The 13,918-nt window shown below is 27.8% G+C and carries 13 protein-coding genes; 3 read left to right on the top strand and 10 right to left on the bottom strand.

Annotated features, from left to right (window positions below; all coding sequences use genetic code 11):
* Window positions 1-99 precede the first annotated feature (99 nt).
* Together bpuSUM_RS01115 and bpuSUM_RS01120 are read left to right on the top strand one after the other, a co-directional pair.
* Complete coding sequence (locus tag bpuSUM_RS01115; RefSeq protein ID WP_247065409.1) at window positions 100-816, top strand: hypothetical protein; 717 nt, start codon at window positions 100-102, stop codon at window positions 814-816.
* 12 nt (window positions 817-828) lie between these two features.
* Window positions 829-3,747: an insulinase family protein gene (locus tag bpuSUM_RS01120; protein ID WP_247065410.1), complete on the top strand. Its 2,919-nt coding sequence runs from the start codon at window positions 829-831 to the stop codon at window positions 3,745-3,747.
* 16 nt (window positions 3,748-3,763) lie between these two features.
* On the opposite strand, the gene bpuSUM_RS01125 is transcribed toward bpuSUM_RS01120, so the two are convergent.
* The 8 genes from bpuSUM_RS01125 to bpuSUM_RS01160 all read right to left on the bottom strand — a co-directional run bounded on the left by bpuSUM_RS01125 (window position 3,764) and on the right by bpuSUM_RS01160 (window position 10,754).
* A complete protein-coding gene (locus bpuSUM_RS01125) occupies window positions 3,764-4,012 on the bottom strand; it encodes a type B 50S ribosomal protein L31 (protein WP_247065411.1) in 249 nt (82 codons plus the stop codon).
* A gap of 57 nt (window positions 4,013-4,069) precedes the next feature.
* The gene (gene rho / locus bpuSUM_RS01130) at window positions 4,070-5,614 is read right to left on the bottom strand and encodes a transcription termination factor Rho (RefSeq protein ID WP_247065412.1); all 1,545 of its coding nucleotides are present in this window, start codon (window positions 5,612-5,614) and stop codon (window positions 4,070-4,072) included.
* Between the two features lie 82 nt (window positions 5,615-5,696).
* A complete protein-coding gene (locus bpuSUM_RS01135) occupies window positions 5,697-6,104 on the bottom strand; it encodes a bactofilin family protein (RefSeq protein WP_247065413.1) in 408 nt (135 codons plus the stop codon).
* 3 nt (window positions 6,105-6,107) lie between these two features.
* On the bottom strand, window positions 6,108-6,434 hold the full coding sequence (locus tag bpuSUM_RS01140) for an HU family DNA-binding protein (RefSeq protein ID WP_247065414.1): 327 nt from the start codon (window positions 6,432-6,434) through the stop codon (window positions 6,108-6,110).
* A gap of 11 nt (window positions 6,435-6,445) precedes the next feature.
* Window positions 6,446-6,703, bottom strand: a complete 258-nt coding sequence (gene rpsT, locus bpuSUM_RS01145) for a 30S ribosomal protein S20 (protein ID WP_247065415.1) — start codon at window positions 6,701-6,703, stop codon at window positions 6,446-6,448.
* Between the two features lie 73 nt (window positions 6,704-6,776).
* The gene (locus bpuSUM_RS01150; protein WP_247065416.1) at window positions 6,777-7,598 is read right to left on the bottom strand and encodes a hypothetical protein; all 822 of its coding nucleotides are present in this window, start codon (window positions 7,596-7,598) and stop codon (window positions 6,777-6,779) included.
* A 17-nt stretch (window positions 7,599-7,615) separates the two neighbouring features.
* Complete coding sequence (gene ychF, locus bpuSUM_RS01155) at window positions 7,616-8,722, bottom strand: redox-regulated ATPase YchF (RefSeq protein WP_247065417.1); 1,107 nt, start codon at window positions 8,720-8,722, stop codon at window positions 7,616-7,618.
* 25 nt (window positions 8,723-8,747) lie between these two features.
* Window positions 8,748-10,754: a hypothetical protein gene (locus tag bpuSUM_RS01160; RefSeq protein WP_247066230.1), complete on the bottom strand. Its 2,007-nt coding sequence runs from the start codon at window positions 10,752-10,754 to the stop codon at window positions 8,748-8,750.
* Between the two features lie 156 nt (window positions 10,755-10,910).
* Here bpuSUM_RS01160 and lnt point away from each other — a divergent pair, with 156 nt between their 5' ends.
* On the top strand, window positions 10,911-12,464 hold the full coding sequence (gene lnt, locus bpuSUM_RS01165) for an apolipoprotein N-acyltransferase (RefSeq protein ID WP_247065418.1): 1,554 nt from the start codon (window positions 10,911-10,913) through the stop codon (window positions 12,462-12,464).
* On the opposite strand, the gene bpuSUM_RS01170 is transcribed toward lnt, so the two are convergent.
* Both bpuSUM_RS01170 and bpuSUM_RS01175 read right to left on the bottom strand, forming a co-directional pair.
* On the bottom strand, window positions 12,428-13,192 hold the full coding sequence (locus bpuSUM_RS01170) for a hypothetical protein (protein WP_247065419.1): 765 nt from the start codon (window positions 13,190-13,192) through the stop codon (window positions 12,428-12,430). The two genes, lnt and bpuSUM_RS01170, sit on opposite strands and share 37 nt — an antisense overlap.
* Window positions 13,193-13,261: 69 nt before the next feature.
* Window positions 13,262-13,864 carry a deoxynucleoside kinase gene (locus bpuSUM_RS01175; protein ID WP_247066232.1) on the bottom strand — a complete coding sequence of 201 codons (603 nt, stop codon included), beginning with the start codon at window positions 13,862-13,864 and terminating at the stop codon, window positions 13,262-13,264.
* Between the last annotated feature and the right edge of the window lie 54 nt (window positions 13,865-13,918).

Here is a 13,918-nt window from a genome sequence, read left to right on the forward strand (position 1 = left end):
ATAAAATGAAAAACAAATCACATCAATTATTATCATAAATATTATATAATAATTATAATAATAGTAGAATAAACTTAATATACGGAGAAAAATGTCTTTATGGTAAAAGTGTCAACAGTTCAAAAATTATTCATTTTAACATCATTAATAATGATTTTTATAGGGTGTACAAAAAAAACAAAGAAAATAAGCTTTAATGAAATTGACACATTCTATAACGAAAAAGATGAAATAATAATTCAATCAATTCTAGCAGAAGAAGAAAACGAATTTTTTAAATATAAAATTAAAATACCCAAAGTAATAGATGCCAGAACAAAAAACAATAAAATAAAAACATTCAATGATGAAGTTGAAAATTATTCAAATGAAATAGTTAACAACCTAGAGAGTGCTTCTCAAAATATTAAACAAGACTCTAAAAAACCAAGTTTAAACATAGATTACGAAATCTACCATGGATATGGTATTTACACAATAATAGTAAGTGCCACTCAAAAAATTAATGATACATCTATTACAAACCATAGAAGCTATTATATTAGCGATAACGGGGATTATATTTATAATATAGATGAAATCATTAATGTAGAAGAAGCATTTCCCTACTTTACTCAAAGGATTAAAGAAAAAATTGAAAAAACATACCCAAATAAACTACTATTTGATTTACAGCAAGCAGTGATCTACTTTGAAAATAAAAAAATCATAATAAAATTCCCATTTTATGTATTTAATTTAGACAACACAAAGGATACCGAAAATATATTCGAATTTAGTGAAGAAGAAGCACAAAAATATATAAAACAAGGATAAAATAAATCATAAATGAAAAGAAAAAAAATTTTCAACTTAATTTCAAAAACTTACCTAGAAGAATATGATACTGAAGGGTGTTATTTTAAACATGAAAGTGGACTAGAAATATTTGAACTAAAAAATACCACATTTAAAGAAAATGCTTTTGGAATAGCATTCAAGACTATTCCCCTAAATAATACTGGGGTTGCTCATATCCTAGAGCACACGATTTTTTGCGGATCAAATAAATATAGAATAAAAGATCCTTTTCTTTATTTGATGAAAGGAAGCCTAAACACTTTCTTAAATGCAATGACATTTCCAGATAAGACTCTCTATCCAGCAGCATCTACAATCCAAAAAGATTATTTCAACTTATTCAAAATATATGCCGATGCTGTTTTTAATCCATTACTTAAAAAAGAAGCCTTTATGCAAGAAGGTTATAATATAAACCCAAATAACTTTAAACTATCTGGTATTGTCTTAAATGAAATGAAAGGTAATTATTCCAACAAAAATTCTTTAATTAACGAAACTACCACCAATTCTCTTTTTTCTGAAGGGACCTATCAATACGATTCTGGGGGAAATCCTATCAATATCATCGACCTTACATACGAAGAATTTATAGAATTTCACAGAAAGCACTATACACTAGAAAATTGTAAAATATTTTTATTTGGCAATATTGACACTAATAAAAATCTTAATTTCATTGAAAAATATATAATTAGACCTTATACAAAGGAAAAATTAAATATTAATTATAATATAGAAAAAACCACAAGATGGAATAAAGGTAAAACACTAAATTTTGATATCCCAAAAGAAACTGAAAATACACTAGGGGTATATGCAATAAACTGGTTATGTACTGATATTAAAAATATCAAAGAAAATATTGGACTCGAAATTCTATCAGAAATTCTTCTAGACAGCTCCTGTCAATTCACTATAAACATGCTAAAGAGTAACATTGGTGACGTAATAGCTGATGTTAGTGGCATCAATACAGACATAAAAGAGTGTATATTTTCATTCGGATTACAAAACGTAATTCCAGGAAAAATGGAAGAATTTAAAAATATGGTTTTTAATGAACTTAAAAATCTTGTTAAAGTAAAAATTTCAGAAGAACTAATACAAGGTATTCTCTTTGGTTACGAATTTGCATTAAAAGAAGAAAAAGGCCAAGGATGGCCTATTTCTTTAATGATAAAAAGTTTTAAAGGTTGGATACATGGAATGCATCCAACTGAAACTTTAAAAATCAATTGCTATCTAGACGAGATTAAAAACAAACTAGAGAAAGGGGAACCTTACTTTGAAAATTTAATAGAAAAATATTTACTCAATAATAATCATTATACATTGATCCAATTTAATCCATCAGATACAGTCCTTAAAGAAATGGAAGAAAAAATAGAAAAAAAATTAATGGATAGAGAAATTGACATTAAAAAAAATCCAGAAAAATTTGCAGAATTTACTAAAGATTATAATCAATTTAAAGACTATCAAAAAAAGGAAGATCTTAAATCCGACATTACTAAGCTTCCCTTACTAAAAATAGAGGATTTACCAAAAGAAGTTGAAAAAAATTTGACTCTTAATGAAATTCCTGAACTTAAAACACATACGTTTGAATTAAAGAAAAACAATAATATCTTCAATGTTCATCTATTTTTTAAATTAAATTTTCTACAAAAAGAAGATTTTATGCATCTTTCTTTATTAAAAAGAGCCATTCAAGATCTATCTACCCAAAATTATTCCTATGTAGATTTAAATAATAAAATCCAAAACACTTTGGGACAATTAAACATATATGAAACTTATGAAGAAGATATACAAAGAAACATGATAAATTTGTTTAACATAAATTTCAAATCATTTAACAACAAAATTCAAGAATCATTTATATTAATTAAAGAAATGTTAATCAACATAAATTTTCATGATTACGATAGATTAAAAGAAATAGTCTTAAGCCTAAAAAATGATTTTAAATCGATATTAATACCCAAAGGACATATCTTTGCAACAATAAGATCAGAATCAAAATTAAATCAAAACAAATATCTAAAAGAACTTCAAGTTGGCATTACAGGAAGAGAATACTGGCAAAAAGTAAAGACAGACATAGAATCTTTAAGAGAACTTGCATCTAATTTAGAAAGGCTAAGGGACAAAATAATTTTTAAAGATAATCTCTCATCATTGCTTATAGGTAGTACTAACGATGTTATTAAAAGATTAGAAAGTGAATTATTTACATTAAGAGAAAGTTTAAGTGAAAAGACTCATATCAATAACCCAATTACAATACAACCATCAAGCAATATCTTAACAGAAATAATCATTATTCCATCAAAAATATCTTTTAACTCCATAAGCTTTGTAAGCTATAAAATAACGGATGAAAATTATCCAAAAATAAACTTCTTAACACATATATTAAAAAGTGGAATCTTATGGGAAAAAATAAGAGTCATGGGAGGAGCATACGGTGCATTTGCATCAATTACAAACGGAATATTTTCTTTTGCATCATATAGAGATCCTAACTTTGTAAAGACATATCAAGCATTTGAAACATCATTAGAAGAGTTAGCTAATAACAAAATTAAAAACGAAGAACTCTATACATATTTAGTAGGAGTAATTGGTTTAAGTACAAATATAAAAACCAAATCCATAGAAATATTAGAAAGCTACAAAAGAAAAATGTTAAACATTAGTGATCAGCTAAGACAAGATATAAGAAACGCTTACTTTAAAATAACAAACACAGACATTAAAAATATATCTGAACAAGTATTACACCAACTAAAACAAAAAAGTAGCATTACATCTCTTGTTAATCATGCAACTTATGAAGATGAAAAAGAAAAACTAGAATCATTTATTGGAACAAACTACAAGGTAAAAAAAATATATTAATATATAAGAAAAAAAATTACTTAAGCTTTTTATATTTTTTGTTAAATTTATCAATTCTACCTGCTGCATCAACAAACTTTTGTTGACCTGTATAAAAAGGATGTGATTTACTTGTAATTTCAACTGTAATTAATGGATACTCTTTATTATCACTATATTTAATTGTCTCTTTTGAAGTTAAAGTAGATCTAGTTAAAAACATCATACCATTGGAACTATCTTTAAATATTACTAAATTACTAACAGGATGTATATCTTTTTTCATAACGCCTCTCTTAATTTGATAAAAGTTTAGTCTAAATTTCAAATAAAGTCAATTTTACTAATCTCCATTACTCATGGTCTTTAGGAAAATTTCATTATTCTTACTCTTTTTCATCTTTTCAACTAAAGCTTCAACACCTTCATAATCATCAACACTACCTAAAATTTTTCTAATAAGCAAAATTTTAGAACGCTCCTCTTCACTTAAAAGCAACTCTTCTTTTCTTGTCCCTGATTTTTTAATATTAATAGCAGGAAAAAGCCTTCTATCTGCCAAACTCCTATCAAGAATTAACTCCATATTACCAGTACTTTTAAATTCCTCAAATATGACTTCATCCATCTTACTTCCAGTATCAACTAAAGCTGTAGCTATAATAGTAAGACTTCCACCTTCCTCAATATTTCTAGCAGAACCAAAAAACCTTTTTGGTTTATGTAAAGCATTAGAATCAACACCACCTGAGAGTATCTTACCAGAAGTTGGCATAGTCTGATTATAAGCCCTTGCAAGTCTTGTAATAGAATCTAAAAGAATAACAACATCCTTTTTATTCTCAACAAGTCTTTTTGCTTTCTCAATAACCATCTCTGCAACCTGAACGTGCCTACTAGCCTGTTCATCAAAATTAGATGCAATTACTTCTCCCTTAACACCCCGAATCATATCAGTCACTTCTTCAGGCCTCTCATCAATAAGTAAAATCATTAAAACAATATCTGGATAATTAGTAGTAATTGCATTGGCTATTTTTTGAAGCAAAGTAGTTTTCCCAGCCTTTGGAGGTGATACTATTAATGCTCTTTGTCCTTTTCCAATAGGAGAAAAAAGATTAATAAGCCTAGTGGAAATATTACAATTTTCATATTCAAGATCCAACTTTGAACTAGGATATAAAGGTGTTAAATTATCAAAAGGTATTCTATTTTGTGCAAATGTAGGATCCTGGTTATTAATGCTTTTAATTTTAATCATTGCAAAAAATCTCTCGCCATCCCTTGGAGACCTAATCTGCCCATACAAAATATCACCTGTCCTTAAATTAAAAAGTCTAATCTGAGACGGTGAAACATAAACATCATTACCTCCTGAGAGATAAGAATTAGATGCTGTACGCAAAAACCCATACCCATCACTTAAAACATCAAGAACGCCAGTAAATAAAACATTAATATTATGCTCAGTTAATATCTTAACAAGTAAAAATATTAATTCTGTCTTCTTCATTGTTACCGCAATAGTATGATTAGTACCAAGACCCTCAACAACTTTCCTGATTTCGGTAATGGGCTTATCATAAAGACTATCAATAACGATAAAATCTTTACCACCTAAAAAATTAATAATGTTGCTTTGCTCAAGAGTCTTAATACTATTTTCTAAATCTGGATCAGATATATCATAATCAAAACCTGACAAGACTCCATTAGATTCTCTCAATTTATCAATATTAGAGTTTTTAAGTCCACTAGCAACAGATTCTTTTTTAGTGACAACTTTAACTATTTTTTTCTTAGAATTGTCTTCAATCTTTAATTCTTTAGAAGAATTTAAACGCTTCATTTCATCCTCTAAATCAAATTCCGCACATTTTTTATTCATAATCTCCTCTATGAGATAAATTTTTAAGAAGGGTATTTTATCAAAAATAATACTTAACCATTAAATAATCAATAACACTAATTCATTGAAAAGTATCTTTTAATTGTGACACTGTAAAAGAAAATAAATCTATACTCTCATTAGATTTAATCATTTCACACTTACCATCAAAGACTATATTATCATTAATAAATATCTTTTTTGTCTTAACATCACCGTATATCTTACAACCATTATTTAAATAAACCTTATTGCTAGCATTAATATTTCCCTTTAAAATTCCTTCAATTATTAACGTATTGCAAACTACCACATCTGTAATAACCTTACTATTTTTACCTATAAAAAGTATTCCACTTTTTGAAAATATCTCCCCCTCAAAAGACGAATCAAGATACAAAGCACCCTCAAACTTTAACTTTCCTCTGAAAATCAAGCTTGAATCTAACTTACAGTCCCATTTGTAAGAATCCTTAACATTAACAGGCATTAACTACCCCTTAATGCCCCATACTCGTTCTTTTAAATCTTTTCCTGGACGAAAATAAGCAACATGATGATCATCAACATTAACATATTCACCTGTTTGAGGATTACGAGCATTCTGACGCCCTTTTCTTTTCCTAAGCTCAAATGTACCAAAAGATCTAAACTCTATAACATTATTAAGACAAAGACTATTTTTAAGCTCTTCAAAAAAAGCATCAACTACAAGTCTTATATATTTTTTCTCTAATTTTTCATTACTATGTTTAATATTTAAAGATATTTGGTTAACAATATCTGATTTAGTAACTTTGGGTCTTCTTGAAAAAGACATAAACTAATTCCTTATCGTAATAACAAAATACTCAAATTTGATTTTTTACGTGCAGCTTTATTCCTATGAATTATTCTTTTTCTAGCAGCAGTATCTAATTTTTTTGAAACAAATTTAAAAAACTCCAAAGCTTCTTCTTTTTTACCTTCCCTTACAAGACTCATACAACGCTTTTCTATTGTTTTCAACTCACTCTTAACACTTACATTTCTCAAATTTCGCTTCAAATTTTGCCGAGCTCGCTTTAATGCTGATGGATTATTGCCCAAATTAAACTCCTTAATGCAGCAAACATGATAATAAATAAATATACCAACTAATTACAATATAGTCAATCATACATTAAACACACTGCTTACAATATTTATCAATATAAGCAAATACCTTTTGCATAGAATAAGATATTCCCTCATTATTAATGTATACCTTTTTAAGAGTACCTCTATGATTATACACAAAAGAAAAATAACCATACCTGCCAAGCTCAGAAACATGAACAAATATACTGTTAAAAAATTTATAAAAGTATTCTTTATTAGAAAAGATTTTTCTCTCATAAACAGAATCTTTTCTAAATTCATAAAAAATAACCAAATCTTTAATAACTAAAATATCATCTATTAAAACCTTAATACCAATAATAAAAATAAAAAAAAATACTATTATGCTACCAAATGCAATATAACAAACAAACATATTAATTAAAATTCGACTCAAAAACATTAACAAATAAATACCTGAGACATAATACCTTATTGGCAACTCTTCATTCTCTACAATAAATAGATCACTTCTCATAATTTTAAGTTTCCTGAAGAAATTGCTTAAATATTTTTGTCTTAAAAAACAAATTTTTATTTTCCGTTTATTACTTAATCCTAGAATTAATATACTATCTGACAATCTCTTTTCAAACCATACAATATCATTAAAAGTAAAATTAACCTTGGAATAAAATTTTTTACAAAAAATTTTATCTCCTTTACAATCAAGCTCATAAAAATATCTTAAATAAAAAATTATTAAAAAAAGATTTATCAACATTAAAAAAAGAATAAAAATACCAAAGATATTTTTATATAACAACATATAAAATACAGAAAAGCTCAAATTAAAAAGAAAAATAAAAATTAATCTGATTTTATTAAAAAAAAATTCATTCATATTAATAAATATTATATTTAAACATTAAATTTAAAGAAAATTATATCACCATCTCTTACTAAGTAATCTTTCCCTTCAAGCCTAAAACGTCCTTTTTCCTTGACACATTGGACACTCTGATATTCAATTAAATCATTAAATGAATATACTTCGGCTTTAATAAAACCTCTCTGAAAATCACTGTGAATGAGACCCGCAGCTTCTGGGGCCTTCATTCCATCCATAAAAGTCCAAGCTCTAACTTCTTGCTCTCCAGCAGTAAAATAGGTTCTCAAACCTAAAGCATAATAAGTTGTTCGTATTAAATTGCTAAGACCACTATCATTAATTCCCATAGACTCAAGCATTTCCTTTCGTTCACGCAAGTCTTTAATCTCAATAAGTTCTGCCTCAAGCTTAGCACACAAAATTAAATAATTATTACCCTCATCTAAAGCTATATTCTTTACAGTATCTGTATATTTATTACCACAAAGAGAATTTTCATCAACATTACAAACATATATAACTTTTTTAATAGTTAAAAGATTTAAAGATTTAATAAAATTATATCCAAATTCATCAAACTCAAATTCAATTACCGGTCTAACATCCATTAAATGCTTTTCAAGACTCTTAAGCATCGAAACAATCTTCTTAGCATTCTCACTAATCTTTTTATCAACGCTCTTTACATTTTTTTCATTCTTTAAAATGCTTTTCTGTACAGTATCAAGATCTGCAAGACATAGCTCTGTATTAATTGTGTTTATATCTCTTTGTGGGTTTACATCCCCATCAACATGAATAACTTCTCTATCTTCAAAACATCTAACAACATGCACAATAATAGAAACCTCACGAATATTTGCCAAAAATTTATTACCAAGTCCCTCGCCCCTAGATGCCCCTTTCACAAGACCTGCAATATCAACGAATTCTATTAAAGCAGGAACAGTTCTTTTTGTCACAATCAAACTAGCAATTCTTGTAAGCCTATCATCAGGAATTTCCACCATACCTACATTTGGATCAATAGTACAAAAAGGATAGTTAGCAATCTCTGACTTTGATGCTGTCAAGGATGAAAATAAAGTAGATTTACCAACATTGGGCAACCCTACTATTCCCACATTAAGTGCCATAACTAAAACTCCATAAAATTAAAATCTAATTAACCAAATACGCAAATTCGCCTCTACCTATTTGTTGATTAAAATTCACCTCAACAGATAGATTATAATAGCCATTAGGTTCTTGAAGTCCTGGATAATCATACTCAAGCAAATAAGTACCTGTTTTTTGTTTCATCATCAAATCATAAACCCTAGATACTCCCTCATAAGATGAAAAAGGAATAATTGCAGCACCAGTTTCATTTACTAAATACTGTAATTTAGGATCAACAGGATTATTGCCAAATAATATCAAATAAAATCTAATATCATTATTCTTATAATAACTTAAAATAGTATCTATAGAATATCTATTAAAAGCAGAACGACTTAAATTTCCATTACTAAAATAAAGCACAGCTCTTCTTGCACTCTTTGACATAAGCTCAGAACCTGCAAGTTTAAGACTAACATCAGTCTTTACATAATTTGAATCATAAGCTCCAAGAGAATTTGTCTTATGGATAGTACTTACTAAACTTTCAATATTATCTACTAAAGGCACACTTGTTGCATTTATAAAACTAAATTTCTTGTTCGCTCTAGACTTTATAAGAGTATTTACACCCATAATCTGTTCTGACTCATAATTTTTCATAGCAAAAGATTTATCAAAAACAATTGCAATATTCATATCATTGGAAGTATTAATATCATAAGCAATTTTAGGTTTAACAATATAATATTCTTCATTAGCAATCGAAAAATTTTCGCTCTTTAGACCTACAACTGGCAAGCCATTTCTATTACTAACATTAAGTTCAACATAAATTTTAGGACCTCCGACCCTAATTACCCGACGTATATCAACATTTAAACTATCATAAACACTAACATCACTTTTGTAAATCGAAATCTGAGCATTATCAAAATCCGAAACAATCATTTGATTATTAACATCAATAATTGAAGATGAAATTTTAGAATCAATCTTATCTGCTTTTAAAAGCTTAACAAATGTCTTTCTTAAAACACTGTACTTATAAACACCATACTTTGAAGATATAATAATATTATTGCCTGTAAAATCACTACTAAGACCTTCTATTCCCTCAAGAGAAGTTGCAATAGAATATAAATGATTACCACTAGTATCAAAAACTTCAATGGAATTTTTCGAAGTATCAGCAACATAAATATTTCCATTTAAATATGTAACACCTGTTGGACCTAAGAGCCCCATATATCCAACTGTTTTAACACCAAAATGCAAAATAAAATCTCCCTTAGCATCAAATTTACTTACCCGCTTATTGCCCCATTCACTAACATAAATATAACCTCTCTCATCAACCGTCATATACTGAGGAGCAAGCAATTCACCAGCATCAGTGCCTTTTTTCCCAATCGAACCCCTTTTAATACCAAAAGTTTTATCATATATGCCAATCTCATCATTTGAACAAAGTGTCACATACAATAGATTACCAAGTTCAATCACGTCATAAGGAGACTTTAAAGAAGTGATTCCATCTTTAATCAAAACACTAACATTATTATTAGCATCAAAATGTAATATTTCATTTCCTACAAAATTAACAGCATAATACCCACCATATTGATCAGCTTTTAAAGAGGTAATCTGATATCCATTTGGTCGTCTATAAATAGAATTATTAAGAGAAGCAACTTGAATAAATCTCTCAACATCAAGTTCATTACTTAATGATATACCTCTTCTTTGTTCAATTATAGATATTAACTGTCTAAGATAAGCTGCCTTATACCCTTGGGACTGCAGATTCCGCCATTCCCTCAAAGATTCTTCAACATATCCCAACCTATAATAAACATTACCTATCCAAAAACGATAATCTAGATTACTTGGATCAAAACTTAAAACTCTTTTCAAAGATAATAAAGAATCATCATAAAGCCCATTATTATAAGAATTAAGTGCCAATTTAAATTCTTCTTGAGCATCTTTGTTGGTAACTATACCTTGAGAATTTAAAACAAATGTACTCAAAAAAAATAAAACAAATACATTAAATATTAAAATCATTCTCTTTATACTTAAACAAATACTATACAAATTTGATATTGTTATACAAAACATACTATATATATTATACTATGCAATACGGCATATTAATATCTGTAGCACTTAATATGCCATATATTTTTATAGATAAATATCAGTAAAAATAGAGGGAAAATGAAAACAAGATATTTTTTACTAACAACATTTTCTGGGGTGCTTACCACTCTGGCAATTCCAAATGAAATAAAAAACATGGGATATTCAAGTATTGGTCTAGTTGCATACATACCACTTTTCACTGCATTAATTAAAGTAAAAGATAAAAAAATTCTCATCAGTTTAACAATTTTCTACTTTTTAGTAGCTAATAGTCTACAAAATTTTTGGCTTGCATTTTTTCATTCATTCGGGCTAATTACATTCTTAGGAGCTGTATCTGGATATATTCCCTACGCTTTCGTTTTAGGATATTTTCTATACTATGCATTAAAAACTTTTAAGAATAAAACATTGACTTTAGCTATACTTTTCACATTTTATGATTATTCAAAATCAATTGGATTTGCAGCATATCCTTGGGGATTTTCAGCCTTTATGGTAAATAACTTCAATGATCTTATACAAGTAACTGATATTTTTGGGGTTTTTTTTGTATGCTTCATCGTTTACTTTTTTAATGCAGGAATTGCAAATTTTTTAATAAGACAAAACAAAATAAATACATTAAGCGTATTGTTCTCAGTTCTATTAGTAAGTACATCTTTTGCTTACGGAATCATGAAAAAAATAGAATTAAATCCAATCTTAAGCAAAGAAATAGACATTTTAAATATTGCAGCAATCCAACTCAACATTGATCCATGGATACCTGGGAATCATAAAAAAGGAATTCAAACATCTATCAAGCTTACAAAACAAGCCTTAAGAAAACATCCTGATACAGAACTTGTACTTTGGAGCGAAGGGGCATTAGCCTTGCCATTCAATTCTTACAAAGATTACATTTATTATGATGAAGAATTGATTGAATTATACGACTCAATAAATGAACTAATAAGCAACAGCAAAGCCCATTTTGTCATTGGTTCACCTTCAAAACCAGATAAAAGATCATTAACACATCAAAATTCAGTTTACGCAATAAAACCTAACCTTAAGATAGCAAATATATACTCTAAAATATTCTTAGTTCCATTTTCAGAAAAAATACCATTTTATGAATATAAATTTGTAAGAAAATTTTTCCGTCAAAACTTTAACATTACAGGACAAATCAACGGCAATAAACTTGAAATCTTTAAACTCAAAAAATTCAACTTGGGACTCTTAATATGCTATGATGATGCATTCCCAGATCTTGCAAGAAATTACAAAAAACAAAACGCAAATCTACTATTAAACTTTTCAAATGATTCTTGGTCACATACAAATTCATCAGAGTGGCAACATTTTGTAGTAGCAAAATTTAGAAGCATAGAAAATGGAATCAAGACTGTTAGAGCTACAAATTCCGGAATCACTGCTATAATAAATGAATATGGAGAAAATATTAAAAGTTTAGACACTTTTAAAGAAGGATATCTAATATCAAGAATAAAATTGCCTCCAAGATTCACAACAATTTATGAACACATTGGAGACCTATTTATATATGTTTTGGCAATGGTAATTGTAATAATGACACTAAGATTCTATTTTATCGAAAAGAGGACCCATTTATCATCCTGATTTTCAAAACATAAAGTTTGAACATCTCTCCAAAATGGAATATTTCTAGTAACATCATTTTTCTTAGCTTTAACTCTAACACTATAAGAAACATCTGTATTTTTTACAATATTTAAAGATTTGAGGTCATAAAAATCATCAACTGCAAGATAACTTATATCGTCCTCATTAATATCATTTGAAACCAGCTCTAAACTTGAAATAAAATCTGTTTTAGGCTCAATTCTACCTAAAACTTTAACCTCATCAGCCACAACAGAATCAAGCAAATTTAAATCCTGCAAGAGAAGAGCTCTTACAAATTTGCTAAACTGAAATTTAACTGCTTGTTCTTTATATTTTTCTCTCTCTCTATTTGCAATATATTCTATTTTAGGAGCATTTGTTATTTCACTAATTTCAATTTTACTATGAATTATCCCTGGAATATCATCAAGCTTAACATCATCAAATGCAAGGAAGTTAGTCTCACCCTCCAATTTAATCTTAGAATCAATTTCCTCTACAGCAATTTCAAGATTAACTTCTTCTTTCAGTCTTGGATAAATTTCCAAAGCCTTTTTTTGAAAAATTTTCCCCTTTTTAATTTTGCCAACATCAATGTATCGCTGTCCAACCTCATAATAAAAAATAGCAAGTTCTTTTTGTTGCTCATCAACCACAGAACCATTTTTTGCAAATAAACTTATAAAAGCAAAAGAAAAAAATAATAATACCAATTTTTTCATGCTAACCTCCAATAAAATCTAGCCATCCTCAAAAAAACAAAAATAAAACCATAAATCATTTATAAATAATTATATTACAAGTTTATCTTTAATGAAAGCAATAAGCTTGCTTTTATGTTTATCATCAAAAATATTTATGTTATTGTAATCAAAGCTCAATTTAGGCGATAAATCATAACTATTATACCAACCTAAATATTTCTCATTAAGACCTTCAAGATACTCTCTAGGAATGCCTGTCTCAAAACTCCTATTTCTATTTTTAATGCGACGCTCAACTTCATCAACGCTACAATCAAGATAAATCATTAATGCAGGTTTCTGAGAATGTTCAAGCATATTATCAAGCAAATCAAGATATATCTTATATTCATCATTGGAAATATATCCACTATCATTTAAAAGAGAAGCAAACACACGATCCCCATAAATAGATCTATCAAGTATCCCTCCCTTAGTCTTAAATACACTCTTTATAAGCTTAAATCTTTCATTTAAAAAATTAATTTGAACTAAAAAAGCCCACCTAGACTTATCTTTATAAAATTTATCTAACATAGACAACGTAAATTCACTATTTAATTCACTGTAAAAAGGAATATTAAACTCCTTAGACAAAACATATCCAAGTGTAGTTTTCCCTGCCCCAATTAAACCCTCAATTACAATCACCAAACCTGCCTCCAAAATTTCTAACTAACATTAATAATAATTAAAAACAACATC

The organism is Borrelia puertoricensis, from assembly GCF_023035875.1.
Taxonomy (GTDB): domain Bacteria; phylum Spirochaetota; class Spirochaetia; order Borreliales; family Borreliaceae; genus Borrelia; species Borrelia puertoricensis.

Coding starts and splice junctions, on each gene's coding strand:
- bpuSUM_RS01115 (WP_247065409.1), top strand. CDS start 100: ATGGTAAAAGTGTCAACAGTTCAAAAATTATTCATTTTAACATCATTA.
- bpuSUM_RS01120 (WP_247065410.1), top strand. CDS start 829: ATGAAAAGAAAAAAAATTTTCAACTTAATTTCAAAAACTTACCTAGAA.
- bpuSUM_RS01125 (WP_247065411.1), bottom strand. CDS start 4,012: ATGAAAAAAGATATACATCCTGTTAGTAATTTAGTAATATTTAAAGAT.
- rho (WP_247065412.1), bottom strand. CDS start 5,614: ATGAATAAAAAATGTGCGGAATTTGATTTAGAGGATGAAATGAAGCGT.
- bpuSUM_RS01135 (WP_247065413.1), bottom strand. CDS start 6,104: ATGCCTGTTAATGTTAAGGATTCTTACAAATGGGACTGTAAGTTAGAT.
- bpuSUM_RS01140 (WP_247065414.1), bottom strand. CDS start 6,434: ATGTCTTTTTCAAGAAGACCCAAAGTTACTAAATCAGATATTGTTAAC.
- bpuSUM_RS01150 (WP_247065416.1), bottom strand. CDS start 7,598: ATGAATGAATTTTTTTTTAATAAAATCAGATTAATTTTTATTTTTCTT.
- ychF (WP_247065417.1), bottom strand. CDS start 8,722: ATGGCACTTAATGTGGGAATAGTAGGGTTGCCCAATGTTGGTAAATCT.
- lnt (WP_247065418.1), top strand. CDS start 10,911: ATGAAAACAAGATATTTTTTACTAACAACATTTTCTGGGGTGCTTACC.
- bpuSUM_RS01170 (WP_247065419.1), bottom strand. CDS start 13,192: ATGAAAAAATTGGTATTATTATTTTTTTCTTTTGCTTTTATAAGTTTA.